Origin of the sequence: Rubrivivax sp. A210 (assembly GCF_904426505.1) — a bacterium.
Lineage (GTDB): Bacteria > Pseudomonadota > Gammaproteobacteria > Burkholderiales > Burkholderiaceae_C > Rubrivivax.
This window is the reverse complement of record NZ_CAJGBN010000012.1, coordinates 223,302-240,160: the sequence shown is the minus strand read 5'-3', so window position 1 is coordinate 240,160 and position 16,859 is coordinate 223,302. Positions and strand designations below refer to the sequence as shown.

Below are 16,859 nucleotides of genomic sequence, written 5' to 3'. Positions count from 1 at the left end.
ACCCTTCAGCCCGCCGCCGCCGAGGCTTCGTTGAGGTAGTAGGGGTAGACCATGTTGTAGCGGGAGTTGGTGGCCCGCACCGTGTAGTCGATGGCGATCAGCAGCAGGCCCGCCTGCGCGCCGCTGTCCGAGATCTCGACGCCGTTCAGGTTGATGCGCGGCTCATGGTGCAGGATGGCGTCGGCGACGACGTCGCGCACCCGCCCAATCAGGCCCTGGCTGATCTCGCCGAACATGAACTCGCTCAGTTCGCAGCCGAAGTCGTCCTGCATCACGCGCTCGCCGCGCCGCGTGGTGAGCAGGATGGCCAGGCTTTGCGCGATGTCGTCGCTGCCGGCGACCATGGCCACCGTGCTGCCCGCCGGCCCGAAGGCGGGCGGCCAGGCCCAGCCGGCGCCGAGGAAGCTGGCCTCGTCGGACATGGCGTCAGCCCCCGGCGCCCGTCGGTGTGGCGGCGGGGCGCGCCGCCTCGAGCTGACGGGCTGCCTGTTCCTGGATCTTGGCCACCAGGGTGTAGACCTTGGCATAGGGCATGTTGCCCAGGCCTTCGAGGATGAGGTTCACGTCTTCAATGGCCAGGTTGAGCTTGATGTCCTGCATGGTTCGGGGGCTCTTCTTCAGGTGGGGCTGATGGGTGCCGGATGGGCTGGCCGGAAGGCCTTACTTGACGTCGACCTTCTGGCCCTTGATCTCGACATTGCCTTTGGCGCTGAATTTCAGGTCTTTGGCGCTGTCGATGGTGATGCCGTCCTTGTCGAGGGTGATCTTGTTGCCGTGCTTGTCGGTGATGACGATGGCCTCCTGGTCGTCGTCGAGCACGATGGTGTTCTTGGCCGGTGTTTCCAGCGTCAGCTTGGGCTTGTCGGCGTCCGTGAAGAGAATCTTGGTGCCGGCGCGCGAGACGATGCCCTTGGCCAGGTTGTCCTCGGTGGCGACCAAATCCTTCGGTGCCGTGTTCTTGGAGCCGTAGAGCGAGCCCAGGATGACCGGCTGGCGCGGGTCTTGATTGAAGAAGCCGACCACGACCTCGTCGCCCGGTTCGGGGCGGAAGAAGAAACCGCGCGCCTTGCCGCCGTCGGGCACCGCCAGGCGCGCCCACACGGGCCCGGCCTCGCTGCCGAGGCCGACGAGTTCGACCTGGACGCGCAGTTGCTTGTCGGGGTCTTCCTTGAAGGCGGCGACGACGCCGATCTGCAGCCCGCCCACGGCCGGCAGCAGGCCGGCGGCGGGCGCGTCGAGCAGGCCGTCCTCTTCGCAGAAGCGGCGCGGCGAAAGGCCGATCTGGATGTCGGTGCGCCAGTTGCCTTGGTCGACGCGGTGCGACAGGCCGGTGACCAGGGCCTTGCCATTGAAGCGGTCGCCGACGCCCTTGATCTCGATGAGGTCAAGCAGCTGGGGCAGGGCCGTACCCTGCACGGTCACGCGGCCGCGGATCATGGCCATGCGGCTGCGCTGCAGGCGGGCATCGGCCCAGGCCTGCAACTCGTCGGGCATCACCGGCACCGGATGGCTGAGCAGCAGCGGCGGGTTGCTCAGCGCCTGCGCCATCTTGTCGCCCTTGAGATTGCCTTGGGCGAGGTCGAGGCTCTTGGCCTTGACCGCCGCGGTGGGCTTCTGTTCCTTGAGATCCCAGGCCTGGCCCTGGACATCGTCGAACTGGCTCGCGGCGTCGAGCTCGAACTCGAGGTCGTGGATGTCCATGCCGTATTCGACGGTGAGCACGGCGCTGCCCGACAGCTCGGGCTTGGCGAGCGACAGCTTGCCGTCTTCGGCCACCACCAGCAGGCCATTGGCATCGGCGCGAGCGGCGATGAAGTCCCAGTCGGAACAGGCGTGCTGCACCAGTTCAGGATGGGTGGTCTTGGTGGCGGTGATCTCGCCCTTTCTAAGGCCGGCCGCGCTGATGATTGCGCCGGCCACGTCGGCATCGGTCTTGTCGCGATAGACGGCGCTCTTGCGGCCCTGGGCCAGGCGGATGGCGGCATCGCGCATCTCGACGCGCAGCGCCGAGCCGCCGCCATGGGCCTCGATGGCATGGCGCACGACGGGGCCCTTGAAGACCGTGTTGTCCCCGCCCGATCCCCCCTCGTAGCGCAGCTTGATCTCGATCAGCCGGCCGGGCTCGAACCTGGTGCTGCTGCTGACGGCGAAATCGCCGGTCGTCGCGTCGCCGTCCATCAGCACCAGGGTGGCGCGCGGGATGCGGTTGGCCTCGCGCCGGATGTCGATGGCCACGACCGCGCAGGTATGGTCAAGGGCCGTGCCCTCGCTGAGTATGGTTGCCGTGACGACGCCCATGTCCGATGCGAGGCTGGGGGAGGAGGGCATGGTCAGCCGCGCGCCGGGTCGTTGCTGCGCGGCAGCGGCGCGAAGCGCAACTGCTGGCCCGGCACCAGGTTGCGAAAATCGTCGAGGCGGTTGTCGGCCGCCACGCGCAGGTAGTGGGCCGAGGAGCCGTAGATCTCCTTGCACAGCAGCGGCAGCGTGTCGCCGGCCTTGACGGTGCGCAGGTGGGTCAGGTCAGGCGACTTCTTGTCGGATTCGAGCGCGATGGTCTTGGCACTCTTGTCCTTGACGAACTTGACGCTCAGATCGGCGCGCAACGGATCGCCGGATTCGTCGAACAGCTTGTAGGTGATGTCGAGGTTGGCCAGGCGGCAGGAGAACTTGAAGTCGCCCCAGCTGATCTTCAGGAAGTTGGGTTGGTGGATGTCGCCGTTCATCTCGAGGCAGAGCTTCTTGAACTTGGCGATGTCCTTCTTGACGCTGGCGCCGCTGATGGTGCGCGCCAACTGCTCTACGCCCATGAAGTTGACGCCGGTGCCGTCAAGCAGGAACTGGAAGCTCAGGTCGCCCGGTGGCGTGTGGCTGTAGAGCGCGGGCTTGCCGGCCGAGTTGATGGCCTGAATGCGGGCCGACTGGTAGGTGACGGCGTGCTTTTCCTGCAGCGTCGTGGGGTTGAACATCAACTCCATTTCGCCCACGAAGTCGGAGGCTCCGCGGCCCTCGGCCTTGAAGCCCTCGATGCGCAGCTTCTCGAGCTTGAACAGGTTCAGCAGCGACATGCTCAGCGCTCTCTCTTGTGCTCCAGGATGCGCAGCACCTGTGCCACACAGGCCTGCACGAGGGCGTCGAAATCGGCGCCAGTGCTGCCGCCGCCGGGCGATGCGCTCACACTCACGCCTTCGTCGCTGACAGGCGCGTCCTGGCCCCGGTCGACGACGGCGCGTATCACCAGTTCCCTGATCTCGACCGGCATCTCAGCCTCCGCCTGCGGCACGGGCCGCCTGCCGCGCAGTGAGGACTGCCATCGCCCGGTCGCAGTGGCTGGCGTTCATATCCTCAGCACCTGCATGCGGGTGTAGGCCAGTTCCATCGTGTCAATCACCAGCGAAGGCTCGCTGGCGCTGAGTTCCGAGGTTGACCACTTCACCGGATAGGCCTTGAGAAAAAGCCAGGCGGCCAGGGGCGCCATGTCCTCGGCGAGCAGGGTGACCATGACGGTGGAGGTGGCGAACTTGAAGAGTGACAGCGTGGCGTTGAATTCGAGGTTGAGCGGCGAGCCAATGACCATGCCGCGCGTGAGCACCAGGTTGCCGTACTTCACGCCCTTGGGCAGGCGCTGGGTGTAGAGGTTTTGGCCGCCTTCGCTGATCGACTCGGTCTCGACCTCGGCCGACAGGCCCGAAACCTTTTGGAAGCGGATGTCCAGCGGATTGGGCACGACCCCGCCCGCCAGGAAGAGCACGCCGAAGCGCATGCCGAGGATGGGATCGCTCATGCCCGAGGCCGCCTCAATGGTGCTCGACCGAGATGCCCGATGCCATCAGCGTCAGCGTCTCGATGGCGGCCTCGTTGGAGCTGGCCTGCAGCGCCGGGGCATCGAGCTTGACGAGCAAGGCCTTCTTGATCTGCCAGGTGACCACTGCGTCGCCCTTCTCGTCGCACAGGCTCACACTGAGGCTCTTGCGCTCGCTGCCTTCCAGCCATTGATACAGCGCGATGGCGCCAGCGACGACGCCCTTCTTCATCGTCAGCGACACGTACTTGTCGTGGCGAAACTTGACGATCTCCTCGCCCTCGAGAAAGCTCAGGCCGTGGCGGTAGCTCAGCGTCTGGTACTCGCGCACCAGGCCCGACACCTCGGTGAAGCTCATCGTCGTGTCGCCCACGGTGACACGGAAGTTGTAGCTCGCGACCGGGTACTTCGACCTCTGGGCTGCTGCTGATTCCGCCATGGGGCTGGGTCCGGCCGGGTTCTGCCTGGCAGCAGCGGGGTCAGGCTTGCTCGATGACCACGCCGTCGGCCGTCAACTCCATGCTCTCGACCGCGACGTCGTTGGAACTGGCGGTGAAGCTGGGGGCGTCGAGCTTGGTCGGGAAGGCGTTGATCAGCTTCCAACTCACGACCGCGGCGCCGGACTCGTCGCACAGGCGGATGTAGACATCCTTCTTGTCGACGCGGTTGAGCTGGATCGAGTTGATCCAGGCAAACAGTGTCGGCACGCTGACGCCAGTGACCACGCCCTTCTTCATCGTGACGGTGGCCGTCTTGCGCTGGCCCGGCATCACCATGCGCCGCGGGCCCACGCCCGAGGTCGGGCTTTCGACATAGGTGCTGGTCTCGTAGCCGACGCTCAGGCCCGAGACCTCGGAGAAGGCGACGGCCTTGCCGTCGATCTCGACGCGGTAGTTGTAGACCGGCAGCGGGTAGGTGGTCTTGATCTGGTCTTTGGTGAGAGCCATGGTGGTTCGCCTCGTTGTTCAGGGTGGGGGGCGGTTGGCGGCTCCGGCCGTCAGGCCGTCTGCAGCTTGTGCGAGAAGCGCAGGATGATGAATTCCGCCGGGCGTACCGCGGCAATGCCGATCTCGACGATCATGCGGCCCTCGAGCACGTCTTGCGGCGTCATCGTGGTGCCCAGACCCACATGCACGAAATAGGCGGCCTCGGGCTTGGCCCCGGCCAGCGCGCCGGCCTCCCACAGGCCGTAGAGATAGCTCTCGATCATGGCCTTGACCTTGAGCCAGGTGGTCTGGTCATTGGGCTCGAACACCGCGAAGGCACTGGCCTTCTTGGCTGACTCTTCGATGGTGATGAAGAGGCGCCGCACCGGCACGTAGCGCCATTCGTTGTCATTGCCTGCCAGGGTGCGCGCGCCCCACACCAACGTGCCCTTGCCGGTGAACGCACGGATGGCGTTGATCGACTTGCCGGCAGTGGCATCGACGTTGAGGCGATCCTGGTCATCGTCGGTGATCTTGGACACCGGCCCCAGCACTGCCAGCACGCCGACATTGGCCGGCGCCTTCCAGACACCGCGCTCGCGGTCGACGCGGGCATAGATGCCGGCCATAGCCGCGCTCGGCGGCAGCACCACGCGCTGCTCCGACAGCGCGGCCTTGGCCTTGTTGTACAGCCCGGTCTCACGGTTCTTGATGGTTGCCAGCGTGTCGGTGCCGGCGTTGGGGGCCGGCAAAGGAATGGCCGCAGCCGGCAGGTCGGCGGTGGCAATGGCGGCCGAGCCGTCGCCGTTCTTGGCGATGTCGAAGCCGGCCGCGTTGTTGGTCAGCTTCCAGGTGGCCCAGGCGGTGGCGATGCTGTCGCCGGTCTGGCCATTCACGTCGCTGAGGGTCAGCGTGCCTGCCGCCACCGTGAAGCTGGCAGAAGCTTCCTGTGTACCGAAGGTGACGGCCACGCCGGCGCTGCTGCCGGCGGCGCCGGTGAAGCTGACGCTGATGCCGTTGGCGCCGCCCAGGGGCAGGTTGCCGGTGACATTGCTGCTGGCCTGGACGGCACGCTTGATGGTGACGTCGCCATCGGCGACGTCGTAGGAGATCGAGCTTTGCAGATAGGGGTGGTAGGCCGCGCCGTACATCAGGTTGGCCGAGAGGTTGCTGTCGTTGCGGAAGCCCTGCCAGTCACCCTTGGGGATGTCGAGGATGGTGAAGCGGTCGCCGAGCTTGCGGCATTGCATCAGCGCCTCGCCGCACAGGGCGTAGTAGTCGGTGGACGTGAGCACGCTGGCCGCATCGCTGAGCACGATCAGTGTCGGTTCGTCCTCGCGCTCCAGCGCCAGCAGGCCGGCCGAGTAGCGCGCCTTGCTCGGCGTCGCCTTGTAGTTGCCCACTGACACCACATAGCAAGGCCCGCCGCCATTGCGGAAATACAGGCTCATCGCGTAATAGAGCGAGAAGCCGTTGGCGGGCGCCACCATCTGCACCGTGGGGCCTGCGCCGGGGTCGGACGCGGCCGGCTCGTTGACGTTGAACTTGATCGCCTGCGGGCCCCCAAAGGCACTCTCGAACTCGAGCATCGTGGCCACGCGCACCACATGCGGGTCACCGCTGTCGGCCGGACCGGTCTCGGTGTAGCCGATGAAGGCCGGCACCGCGGTGGCCACTTCGGCCACCGACGGCGGCAGGGTGGAGATCTCTTCGACGTAGACGCCGGGGGTTCTGTAGGTGGCCATGTTGCGCGTTTCCCTTGGTTGAGCGTTAGCGGGACTTCAGATACTTGAGGACCTGGCAGATGCCGTCCTGGTCCTGAGGAGCGCCAGCTGTGGCGCGCATGAAGCGGGTCGGCCGCGTGAGCGAGGCATTGGGCAGCGGCCCGAGCACGCGCTGGCCGCCCTGGAAGAGGGCCAGGCCCTTGCGCGGGCTGCTGCCGCAGGGCACGGGCTGGTCCGACAGGAAGCGGATGCGCCGCTGCCCGGGGTATTGCGCGGCCAGGGCCGCGGCCTGAGGATCGGATGCATCGGCGGCCCCATTGAGCAAGGTGGTGCTTTGCGCACCGAAGACGATGGGCGCAGCCGCATCGGCATCGATGATGGCGAAGTCTCCGGGCTGGTCGGTCACCAGGTAGTAGGCCCAATGCACGGCGCGCGCCTTGAATCGGATCTCGAAATCGGCATCGGCGCTGCCCGGGGCCGGCAACGAGCGGTTGACGACCACCTGCACCTCGGCCAGCGTGTCACGCCGCACCGGGGCAAGGGTGCGGTAGCGCAGCGCCAGGCCCTGGGCGCCGCTCGAGGCCTGGAGGGTGGCGGTGCGCGTGGCGGCGTCGTAGGCGGTGACGCGCGCAGTGCCTAACTCTGCAGTGACGCTGATGTCCGATGCCCGGGGTGGCCGCTGCGCATCGCCGGCGGGAAGGGGCTGCGCGGCCAGCACGCGCCGTGTCGATGTGCCGTCGGCGGGCGCGTCCACGGCCTGGATGTGCCAGTTCTTGCGGTCGGCGGGCACGAGCGTGCGCGCGTCGTTCGCGCCCAGCGCGGCATTGCTGTAGACCGGATCGGCCATGGCCGAAAGTTCGGCCATGTCGGTGGCGAGTGCGAACTCGGCTGAATGCGCGCGCAACTCGAAGCCGAAGACCTCGGCACGCGCCAGAGGCAGCAGGGGCGCCTTGCCATCTGGGCGGGCCATGGCCCAGACCGTCAGGCCGTCGGGCTGCTCCTGCAGGCGCAGGCGGTAGCGGGCCAGCAGGCGGCGCGTGGCTTCGGAGGGCGCCAGCGCGGCGTCGGGGCGAACCCCCGCCGGGTAGCCTTCGTGCCGCAGGCGCACGCCGAAGAGGGCCAGGAATTTCATGTCTGCGGAACCTGGGTCACGCTCTGCATGAGTTCCTTGACTGCCGTGGTCGGCTGGCCTTCGTCGTCCTGGAAAACGACCATGCGCAGCTTGTACATCGCGCTGGGCAGGTAGGCGGTGCGCAGCGTGCCCCAGATCTCGTTCTGTTCCGAGAAGGTGGGGGTCACGAGCTCCAACACCAACTGCGATATGCCGTCAGGCAGATCGGGCGCATTGGCCGGATTGAAGACGCGGTGGTTCTGGAAATACCGGATCACGCGCGACAGGTGGTGCAGCGCCTGCAGGTAGTCGTCGGGGAAGCGCGCCACCAGCAGCAGGCTGAGGTTGAGGCGGATCTCGGGTTCGACCTTCTGGTGCGAGCCCACCGACGAGATGCGCGTGTAGAGATCGGGCGGACGCAGCGTGGCGTCCTGCTCGACGCGCACCAGCAGCAGCGACACGGCATCGGCCTTGAAACTGACCGCGTCTTCCTTGCCTGAGCCGACGTAGACGAAAAGGTCTTCGACGGCGCCGCCCGCTGAATCGCGTGGGAGGGCCTCGTTCAGGTGTTCCCGCAGGAACTTGAAGACCTCGGCGATCATGCCGACACCGGCCCTGTCTGCCCCATGTCCCGCTCCTCAGCTAGCGCCTTGTCTAGGCAACCGACCCGGTGGGTGCCTTGCGGCGCCCAGGGCGGGCAGCCAGCGTCACGAGTCTATTTGAGTGTGACCCATGTCACGGAGCGCTTCACGCCTCAAGTTAGGGAGAGGGTGAGGCCTGGGGCCGGCGGGGGCTGAGGGCCTTGTGCCTGGTCCCTCCGACAGGAATCGAACCTGTATCTGGCGCTTAGGAGGCGCCCGTTCTATCCATTGAACTACGGAGAGGCGGGCGCGATTGTAGGAGGCCGGAGCGCCGCGGCCGGCAGCCTTGTCATGCCGACGGGGCGGGTTCGGTGGCGCGGTGTACGCGCACGCAGTTGCGGCCGGCTTCCTTGGCCTCGCGGCAGGCCGCGGCGGCAGCTGCGAGCACTTCTTCTGCAGCGGCCATGGCCGGGCTGAGCTGCACGACGCCCACGCAGGCCGGCACGCGCGCCCGCTTGTCGCCCCAGCGCACGCGGAACTGGCCAATGGCCAGGCGCAGCTTGTCGGCGATGAGCTGCGCCCAGTGCTCGTCGCAGGCCGGCAGCAGCACCGCGAAGTGGTCGGCCTCGAGACGCGCCACGATGTCGGAGGCGCGCACCTTGGCCTGCAGCAGGGTGGCGATCTCGAACAACGCGTGGTCGCCGCCGGCTTGGCCGAACTGCTCGGTGACCAGGGCGAAGCGGTCGAGATCGATGTGCAGCACCGAGACCGGCTCGTGGCGGCGGCTGCCGACGTGGTCGGCCAGGCGGCGTTCGAACTCGCGCCGGTTGCACAACTCGGTGAGGTCGTCGTGGGACGAGGCCCAGGTGGGGTGTTCGCGCTGGCGGCGCTCGGCGCTCACGTCGTCGATGAGCCACAGCGCCTCGCCGCTGGCGTCGGCCCAGTCCAGCGGCATTGCGCGCAGACGGCCCCAGAAGCGGCTGCCGTCGCGGCGCGCGTACTCGATCTCTTCGGTGAAGGGGTGCTGGCGGGCATAGGCCTCGGCCATGCGCTGCTGCACGCCGGCATGGCAGGCGTCCGAGCCGTGTACCGCGCGGGTGGGCTCGCCGGCCAGGCCGGCTTCGTCAGCGCAGCCGAAAAGCTGGTTCATCTGCGCACCCACGGCGGTGAAGCGCTGTGCCTGTACATAGGCGGCGGCTACCGGGCAGCGGTCGAGCAAGGCGTGCAGCCGTGCGGCGGCCACGGCCTGGTCCAGCGGATGGGGGTTCGTCAAGGTCTTCTCCTTGTGCCGCAGGCGGGCGCGGTGCGCGAGCCTCTTGATGCGGCACAGGCAAGGGTGTAACCCGGGCCGGCCCGGGGTCAGGCCGCGAAGAGGGCCGTCAAGGGCTGCCTTTTCGTGCCGCCGATGCGGCCGATGCCGGCGGCGATGCCGTCGCCGAAGGTGTGGCCGCTGCGGGCGCGGCCCTTGTCTCGCCCAGGCGCAGCACCCAGATCACGTCGAAGGAGTTTTCCAGCCCGCTCTGCAGGCGCAGCGTGAAGCGCTGGGCCAGCCGGTAGATGAGCTGCCAGGTGCCGGCGGTGGCATTGACGCCGCGCTCGTAGCCCACATACCAGCGCCGCGACAACTGCTTGCCCAGCGTGACCACGGTCTCGCGCGTGTCGCCGTCGCTCTGGTGCAGCGAGAGCTCGTCCAGCCCCAGGCGGCGCAGCAACGCGTCGGTGGGCGCCTCGCCCTCGCCCGCGAGCAGGGCCACGGCGGCGCGCTGCAGCAGGGTGGTGTCGCTGCGGCCCAGGCTGTCGGGAGCGCGGCCCAGCATCAGCCACGAGAGCTTGTCGGTGTCGCTCATCTCGGGCTCGGAATACAGGCGCACGCGTGGCGTCTGCACGCTGCCGGTGATGAGCACGCCGACGCGCACGTCGAGGTTGGGGCGCAGGGCCAGCACGTCCATGCGCGGGTCGCCGGAAGGCCCGCTGAAGGCCAGGATGCCGCGCTCGATGTCGAGCTTCTGGCCGTAGGCGGCATAGGTGCCACGTTCGGTGGCGATGGTGCCGTCCACGGCCAGCTGGCCGGAGCGCGTGCCCAGGTGCAGGCGGCCGCGCAGCACGGTGTCCAGGCCGCGGCCGCGCACGCGCAGGCGCTCGCCGAGGTCGACGTCGACGCTGAGCGCGAAGGCGCGGCTGGCGCGCGGCGCGGCGGCCTCGGTGTCGAGGTCTTCCTGCGCGCCGGGGCGTCGCAGCGTGACGTCGCTGTCCAGCGTCGGCGCGCTGCTGCGGCTGGCATCGAAGAGGCCTTCGTCGACCGTGAAGGCACCGTCCAGTCGGCCGCTGTCGGCGGCCAAGTGCAGCTCGGCCCGGCCGCTGGCGATAAGCAGGCGGTCGACGCGGCCGAGCAGGCGGAAGCGCTCGGCCTTGATCTGCAGCCGGGCCTGCGGCGTGGCGCCCAGTGTGGCGCCGCCGCTGACGCTGAGGCTGCCGTCGCCGCCGCGCAACGTGAAGCGCTCGACCCGGGCGCTGTCGCCATCCAGCCGCACGCCCACCTGGCCGTCGCTGAGATTGACGCCCTCGAGCAGGTTGCGCACGCTCAGGCCCGTGGCACCCAGCGTGCCGCTGTACAGCGGCGCGCCAAAGCTGCCACCGAGACCGGCCGCCACACGCAGTTCGCCGCCGAGCTGCCAGCCGGGCGGTATCCAGGCGCGCCAGATGCCGATGTCGGCCACGCGCGCCTGCACCTCGCCCTCGATGCGGTCTTCGGGCGCGGGCCAGCGCCGCTCAGGGCTGCTGTGGACGCGCAGCGTGCCGCCGATGTCGCCCAGGCTGCGGCCTCTGAACTGCGGCGTGACGACCCATTCGCCGTCGTGTACGGCCACCTTGACGCGCAGGTCGGTCAGACCCAGCAGTTGCAGCCCGTCGGGCCCGTCGACGTGCAGGTCGCCTTCGCTGCGCTCGAACACCAGGTCGGCCGAGAAGCGCTCGGCGGCGCTGATGTCGACGCGTGCTGCCAGCCGCATGTCACCCTGCCAGCCCATGGTCGGCTGCAGCCGCGCCAGCAGCGGTGCCAGCGCGAAGGGCTCGATGTTGGCGTGCAGGTCGATCCGCGCGTGCTCGCCGCGCAGGTCGGCGCGCACCTCGTCCCAGCGCAGCGCCAGCGCGTCGGTCAGCTGCAGGCGGCCGGCATCGGCGCGCAGCGTGGCCAGGCTGCCGTCGGCGCCGAACTGCAGTTCGGCGCGCAGGCCGCGCGCCTCGGCCCAGTTGGAGGCCGAGGGCGCGTCGCCGACGCTGCCGTCCCAGGAGCCGACGGCCAGGCGCTCGATGCGGGCCCGCCAGCGGCCGCCGCCGGCCGCGTCACGCTCCCAGCCGCCCTGGGCCTGCAGCTGCGCGCGTGTGCCCGACTGTGCTTGCACGCCCAGCAGGCGCACGGCGGCGCTGGGTGGCAGCAGCGGCAGCGCACCCGAAAGCTCGATGCGGTGGTCGGCCAGCGTGCCGCGCAGTTCGGCGCGCAGGTGATCGGCGCGCTGGTTGCCAAGCTGCAGGCCGGCCAGGTCGAGCAGCAGCGACAGCGGCTGGTTGCCGCTGCCGTCCATGCGCCAGGCGGCCTGGCCGCGCGCCAGCTGCAGTGAGCCCGCGGCCAGCTGCGCGACATAGGCATTGCCTTCGCTGCGCAGCGCCGGCCAGCGGCCATCGGCGGCGATGCCGGCCTGCACCGTGCCCTGGCGCGGCATCCAGTCGGCCAGCACCGGGTGCAGGCGCGCCAGCGGCGCCAGCGCATTGAGCCTTTCGGCCTTGATGTCCAGGCGCAGGTGGTCGGCTGCGCCGGGGCCGGTGGGGTCGCCCCGGCCGTCCAGCGTGAGCTGGTTGCCGCCCAGGCGCAGATCGGCGCGCAGCGAGGCCGGCGTCGGCGCCGCCGTCTGGGTGTAGCCCAGGGCCAGCTCGCCGGCCAGCGGCACGCCGGCCAGCAGCGAATCGTGGATGCGCAGGCTGCCATTGCCTACCGCGCGCTGGGCCAGAGCCAGCGCCGGCAGGCGGTCGGCATCGGCGGGCAGGCGCAGGCCGAACTGCCAGTCGGCCGATAGGCGATGGCGTGTGTTGCGCCAGACCGAACCGGCTTCGCCCGGCCACCAGGCCAGCGGGTCGAAGTCGACCAGGTTGCCCTGGGTCTCGAGCTGCCAGTCCTTGCGCGCCACGCGCTGCAGCAGCGCCTTCATGGTGGCGCTGGCCGGGCCGGCACTGGCGCGCACGGACTTCAGTTCGAGCCGCTGGTCGTCGGCGCTGCCTTCCATCGCCAGGCGCACCGGCTGCGGCGCGGCCTCGAAGCGGCCTTCGAGGTCCAGGCGCCAGTCGATGTGCAGCGGCGTTGCGCTGGCCGTGGCAGCCGGGTCGGGCGAAGGCAGGCCGCGCAGGCGGGCTTCGACGGGGCCGCTGAGCAGCAGGGCCGCGGCGCGGCCGTCCAGGCGCTGCGGCGCCAGCTCGTCGAGCCGGGCCTTGAACTCGAGCAGCGGGCCGTGCCAGGTGGCGCTGCCGCGCAGGCGGCCGGCGGTGCGCGTGGCGTCGGCCAGATCGAGCGCGAAGCTCTGCACCTCGATGCGGTCGTGGCGGTCGAGCTGGCCGCGAAGTTCGGCCGTCAGGCGGCGCAGCGGCAGGCGGCGCTCGTTCCAGCGCCCGGGCTGGGAATTCGTTATCTGCACCGTGGCGCGCGTCGGCGCTGCCAAGGCGGGCGCGGCCAGATCGATGTGGCCGGAAAGGCGCGTCTGCGGCAGCTGGGTGGCGAGTGCCGAGAGGTCCAGGGCCTGGGTCTCGGCGTGCAGGGCGTCCATGGGCCAGGCCTCGAAGGGCCGCAGCGTGGCGCGCAGATCGGCCGCCGGCGCCTCGCGCCCGCCTTGGGGCACGCCGCGCAGCACCGCGCTGGCCGCCAGCCGTGCCAGCGGGCCGCGCCCGCGCAGCACCGCGGCCCAGGCGGGGGCGTCGCCGCCGGCCAGTGGCCGCAGCGTGGCATCCAGCGTCACTGCCAGCGGCGCCTCGTGGGCGATGGCCGCGCCGGCCGTGATGGCCAGGCCCTGCCACTGGGCGCTGGCACTGATCACGCGGTGCGGTGCGCCGGCACGCCCTTCCAGCGCCAGCTCGGCGACCACGAGGCCTTGCACCGGCGCATAGCGGTCGACCACCAGTTGCTCGACGCGGCCCTCGGCCAGGCGCAGGCTGAAGGGCAGGCCCAGGTCGCGCGGCGCCACCAGCGGCAGGTCGTTGCTGGGGCCGGTGTCGACGACGATGCGCTTGACGGTGAGCTGCTCGATACCGAGCCCGACCCAGCCCTGGCCTGGAGGCCGCCATTGCCAGGCCATGCCCCCGGCGTCCAGGCCTTCGAGGGTGGCCGACTGCTGGCCACCGGCCCAGCGCACCACCAGCCGTTCGGCCCGCCACTGGCCGCCCAGCAGGCTGCCCTCGAAGCCGCGGGCTTCCACCCAGGGCTGGTGGGCCAGCAGCCAGCGCGCGCCTTCGTCGCTGGCCAGCAGCCAGCGTGCGCCGGCATAGCCTGCGCCCGCCACCAGGGCCAGCAGCAGCAGCACCAGGGCCGGCATGGACAGCAGCTGCAGGCACAGGCCCAGCGGCCCGGGCGGAGCCGGTGGCCCGGGCGGCGGTGGAGCGGGGGCCGCTTCTGCCATCAGAAGGAAATTCCGACGCTGAAGTGAAAGCGCGACTGGCGCACCTCGCGGCCATAGGCATAGTCCAGCCGCAGCGGCCCCACCGGGCTGCGCCAGCGCACGCCCACGCCATAGCCGACCACCGGCCTGATGTTGCCCAGGCGGTCGGCGACATTGCCGGCGTCGACGAAGACCGCGCCCCACACCGAGGGCAGGGCATTGGAAAAGGGACGCGCCAGCTCGACGCTGCTGGTGAAGATGGCGTTGCCGCTGCCGACCACGCCATCGACGACGGGCCCGAGGCTGCGGTAGCCGTAGCCGCGCACCGAATCGTCGCCGCCGGCGCGCCACTGCTGCGATTCGGTAACCACCATGTTGCTGCGCAGAAAGACCTGGCCGGCTTCGACCCGAGCCTGGCCGTACCAGCTCTGGCCCAGGGGTTGGTAGACCGTGAGCTTGCCGTAGGCGCGCTGGAAATAGCCGGCCACGGCGTCGGTGCCGTGCGAGCGCCCGACGCCCAGTTGCACCGAGAGGCTGCCCCCCTGGGTGGGCAGCACCAGGCTGTCGAGCTCGCGCCAGCCGCCGCGCGCATTGAGCGAGAGCGCGAAGGCCTTGTTCGGATCGGAGGTGTCGGTTGTGCGGCGCGAGCGCTCGGCCTCGACGAAGTACAGGCGTTCGAAGCGCTGCGTATCCTGGGCGCGGCCGACACGGGCGCGCTGCGAGAGCACGACGTCGGTGCTGGAGGCCAGGCGCTCGACCGCGGCGCCCACCAGGTTGCGGTGCAGGCCGTCGAGCGCGTGCGAGCTGATCTCGCCGTCCCAGGCCTGGCGCTTCTTGCCGACCTCGATCTTCAGCCTTGACGAGGCCGGGTAGCCGAAGACGCGGCGGTAGAGATGCTCGACCGAGGCGCGCGGGCCGGTGTTGGCGCTGACGCCGATGCCGAAGGTGTAGACCTGCAACGCCGATTCGCGCAGCTTCACCAGCACGCGCGCCTGGTTGGCCTGGGCCGGGTCGGTGTCGAGGGTGACGCCGATGCTCTCGAACAGGCCCGATTTCTGCAGGCGCTCCTGAAAGTCCAGCAGCCGGGCCTCGCTCAAGGGTGTTGCTTCGCGTGCGCCGAGCAGGTTGCGCACCGTCTTCTCGTCCTGGCGCTCCAGGCCTTCGACCTCGAGGCGGCCGAAGCGGAACAGCGGCCCGCTGTCGACGACGGCGAAGAGGCGCACGGTGTCGGCCTCGACATCGACCTCAGCGCCCGTGCCCAGCCAGGCCGCGGTGGCATAGCCGGCGGCGCGCAGGCGTGCCAGCGTGGCCGACTTGGCGTCGCTCCAGGCGGCGTTGCGGAAGGCGCTGCCCACCGGCAGCTCCCAGCTGCCGCGCAACTGGGCCAGCAGGGCCTGCGCGTCGGCGTCACCAGCGGCGGCGTCGCGGCCTAGCGCCCCTTCGGCCTCAAGATTGAAGCGCGCAATGGTGGCCTGCGGGCCCGGCTTGACGAGCAAGCGCACGGCGGCCGACTCGGGGCGCTCGAGCTTGACATCGGGCTTGAAATGGCCTTCGGTCTGCAGCAGCTCGCGCACCTGGGCCGGGGCGGCGTCGATCAGGCGCTGCCACTCGGTGTCATCGATGTCGGCGCGCGCCAGGTGGCCCAGGCGCACCAGGTCGAGGTGTTGTTCGAGCAGGGGCTTGAGCTCGGGCGGTGCGTCGAAGTCCACGCGCAGCAGCGGCGGTGGCGCGGGCGGCTGGGGGGCGCCGACGCCGACGGCGTCAAGTGCGTTGTTGACCGTGGCGCAGCCACCCAGGGCCAGAGCCGCGGCCAGTGCAAAGGACCGTGCGATCCAGGCCGCCACCGCGGCGGCCCGCCTCATTTGCTGAGCAAGCGCATCGCGCCTTCAAGCCCTGCCAGCGTGAGCGGGAACATGCGCTGGTTCATCAGCTGCTGCACGATGGAGATGCTTTGGCGGTACTGCCACACGCCCTGGGGCTCGGGATTGATCCAGGCAAAGCGCGGAAAGGCCTGGGTCAGGCGCTGCAGCCAGGCCGCGCCCGGCTCCTCGTTGTTGTATTCGACGCTGCCGCCGGGCTGCAGGACTTCGTAGGGGCTCATGGTGGCGTCGCCGACGAAGATGAGCTTGTAGTCCTTGTTGTACTTGCGGATCACGTCCCAGGTGGGGTGCTTCTCGCTGAAGCGGCGCTTGTTGTTCTTCCACATGAAGTCGTAGACGCAGTTGTGGAAGTAATAGAACTCAAGGTGCTTGAACTCGGTCTTGGTGGCGCTGAACAGCTCTTCGACGCGGTGGATGTGCTCGTCCATTGTGCCGCCCACGTCCATCAGCAACAGCACCTTCACGCGGTTGTGGCGCTCGGGCACCATCTTGATGTCCAGCATGCCGGCGTTGGCGGCGGTGCTGTGGATGGTGTCGTCCAGGTCCAGCTCATCGGCCGCGCCCTCGCGCGCAAAGCGGCGCAGCCGGCGCAGCGCCACCTTGATGTTGCGCGTGCCCAGTTCCTTGGTGTCGTCGTAGTCCTTGTAGGCGCGCTGGTCCCACACCTTTACCGCGCTCTTGTTGCGGCTCTTGTCCTGGCCTATGCGTATGCCCTGCGGGTTAACGCCGTAGGCGCCGAAGGGGCTGGTGCCGCCCGTGCCTATCATCTTGCTGCCGCCTTCGTGGCGCTCTTTCTGCTCTTCGAAGCGCTTCTTCAGCGTTTCCATCAGCTCGTCCCAGCCCATCTTCTCGATGGCGGCTTTGTCGGCCTCGCTCAGCTCGAGCTCGAGCGTCTTGCGCAGCCATTCGAGCGGCAGTTCCTGCGTGAAGTCGGTGAGCAGCTCCACGCCCTTGAAGTAGGCGGCGAAGGCGCGGTCGAACTTGTCGAAATGCGCCTCGTCCTTGACCAGCGAGGCGCGCGCCAGGTAGTAGAAGTCGTCGACCGAAGTGCCGGCCACGCCCGCCTTCATGGCCTCGAGCAGCATCAGGAATTCCTTCACCGACACCTTGAGCTTGGCCGAACGCAGCGTGTAGAAGAAGTCGATGAGCATGGCGGGCGCGATGGGCTTGTGGGCGCATTGTGCCGTTGCGGACCCTCCAGC

At 69.4% G+C, this 16,859-nt stretch carries 15 protein-coding genes and 1 tRNA gene; all 16 read right to left on the bottom strand.

Features of this window, described 5'->3' with window-relative positions:
• Window positions 1-5: 5 nt before the first annotated feature.
• The 16 genes from JMV16_RS09865 to JMV16_RS09790 all read right to left on the bottom strand — a co-directional run bounded on the left by JMV16_RS09865 (window position 6) and on the right by JMV16_RS09790 (window position 16,808).
• On the bottom strand, window positions 6-422 hold the full coding sequence (locus tag JMV16_RS09865) for a GPW/gp25 family protein (RefSeq protein ID WP_201494074.1): 417 nt from the start codon (window positions 420-422) through the stop codon (window positions 6-8).
• A gap of 4 nt (window positions 423-426) precedes the next feature.
• A complete protein-coding gene (locus JMV16_RS09860) occupies window positions 427-600 on the bottom strand; it encodes a hypothetical protein (RefSeq protein WP_201494073.1) in 174 nt (57 codons plus the stop codon).
• A 60-nt stretch (window positions 601-660) separates the two neighbouring features.
• Entirely contained in the window at window positions 661-2,328 is a 1,668-nt protein-coding gene (gene vgrG, locus JMV16_RS09855; RefSeq protein WP_201494072.1) for a type VI secretion system tip protein VgrG, read from the bottom strand.
• Window positions 2,329-2,330: 2 nt separating this feature from the next.
• Window positions 2,331-3,065 (bottom strand): CIS tube protein, encoded by a 735-nt coding sequence (locus JMV16_RS09850; RefSeq protein ID WP_201494071.1) that lies wholly within the window; start codon window positions 3,063-3,065, stop codon window positions 2,331-2,333.
• A 2-nt stretch (window positions 3,066-3,067) separates the two neighbouring features.
• Window positions 3,068-3,259 carry a DUF5908 family protein gene (locus JMV16_RS09845; RefSeq protein WP_201494070.1) on the bottom strand — a complete coding sequence of 64 codons (192 nt, stop codon included), beginning with the start codon at window positions 3,257-3,259 and terminating at the stop codon, window positions 3,068-3,070.
• A 75-nt stretch (window positions 3,260-3,334) separates the two neighbouring features.
• Window positions 3,335-3,781 carry a phage tail protein gene (locus tag JMV16_RS09840; RefSeq protein WP_201494069.1) on the bottom strand — a complete coding sequence of 149 codons (447 nt, stop codon included), beginning with the start codon at window positions 3,779-3,781 and terminating at the stop codon, window positions 3,335-3,337.
• Window positions 3,782-3,794: 13 nt separating this feature from the next.
• The gene (locus JMV16_RS09835; RefSeq protein WP_201494068.1) at window positions 3,795-4,238 is read right to left on the bottom strand and encodes a phage tail protein; all 444 of its coding nucleotides are present in this window, start codon (window positions 4,236-4,238) and stop codon (window positions 3,795-3,797) included.
• Between the two features lie 40 nt (window positions 4,239-4,278).
• Window positions 4,279-4,746 (bottom strand): phage tail protein, encoded by a 468-nt coding sequence (locus JMV16_RS09830; RefSeq protein ID WP_201494067.1) that lies wholly within the window; start codon window positions 4,744-4,746, stop codon window positions 4,279-4,281.
• A gap of 50 nt (window positions 4,747-4,796) precedes the next feature.
• A complete protein-coding gene (locus tag JMV16_RS09825; protein WP_201494066.1) occupies window positions 4,797-6,470 on the bottom strand; it encodes a phage tail sheath C-terminal domain-containing protein in 1,674 nt (557 codons plus the stop codon).
• A 25-nt stretch (window positions 6,471-6,495) separates the two neighbouring features.
• On the bottom strand, window positions 6,496-7,581 hold the full coding sequence (locus JMV16_RS09820; protein WP_201494065.1) for a hypothetical protein: 1,086 nt from the start codon (window positions 7,579-7,581) through the stop codon (window positions 6,496-6,498).
• The gene (locus tag JMV16_RS09815; RefSeq protein WP_201494064.1) at window positions 7,578-8,162 is read right to left on the bottom strand and encodes a DUF4255 domain-containing protein; all 585 of its coding nucleotides are present in this window, start codon (window positions 8,160-8,162) and stop codon (window positions 7,578-7,580) included. The genes JMV16_RS09820 and JMV16_RS09815 overlap by 4 nt, the downstream gene beginning before the upstream one ends.
• A 207-nt stretch (window positions 8,163-8,369) precedes the next feature.
• Window positions 8,370-8,444: transfer RNA gene (locus tag JMV16_RS09810), tRNA-Arg, on the bottom strand.
• A gap of 46 nt (window positions 8,445-8,490) precedes the next feature.
• Window positions 8,491-9,414 (bottom strand): GGDEF domain-containing protein, encoded by a 924-nt coding sequence (locus JMV16_RS09805; RefSeq protein ID WP_201494063.1) that lies wholly within the window; start codon window positions 9,412-9,414, stop codon window positions 8,491-8,493.
• A gap of 106 nt (window positions 9,415-9,520) precedes the next feature.
• Window positions 9,521-13,798, bottom strand: a complete 4,278-nt coding sequence (locus JMV16_RS09800) for a translocation/assembly module TamB domain-containing protein (RefSeq protein WP_201494062.1) — start codon at window positions 13,796-13,798, stop codon at window positions 9,521-9,523.
• Complete coding sequence (locus tag JMV16_RS09795) at window positions 13,798-15,639, bottom strand: autotransporter assembly complex protein TamA (RefSeq protein ID WP_201494061.1); 1,842 nt, start codon at window positions 15,637-15,639, stop codon at window positions 13,798-13,800. The genes JMV16_RS09800 and JMV16_RS09795 overlap by 1 nt, the downstream gene beginning before the upstream one ends.
• Window positions 15,636-16,808, bottom strand: a complete 1,173-nt coding sequence (locus JMV16_RS09790) for a vWA domain-containing protein (protein ID WP_201494060.1) — start codon at window positions 16,806-16,808, stop codon at window positions 15,636-15,638. The genes JMV16_RS09795 and JMV16_RS09790 overlap by 4 nt, the downstream gene beginning before the upstream one ends.
• Between the last annotated feature and the right edge of the window lie 51 nt (window positions 16,809-16,859).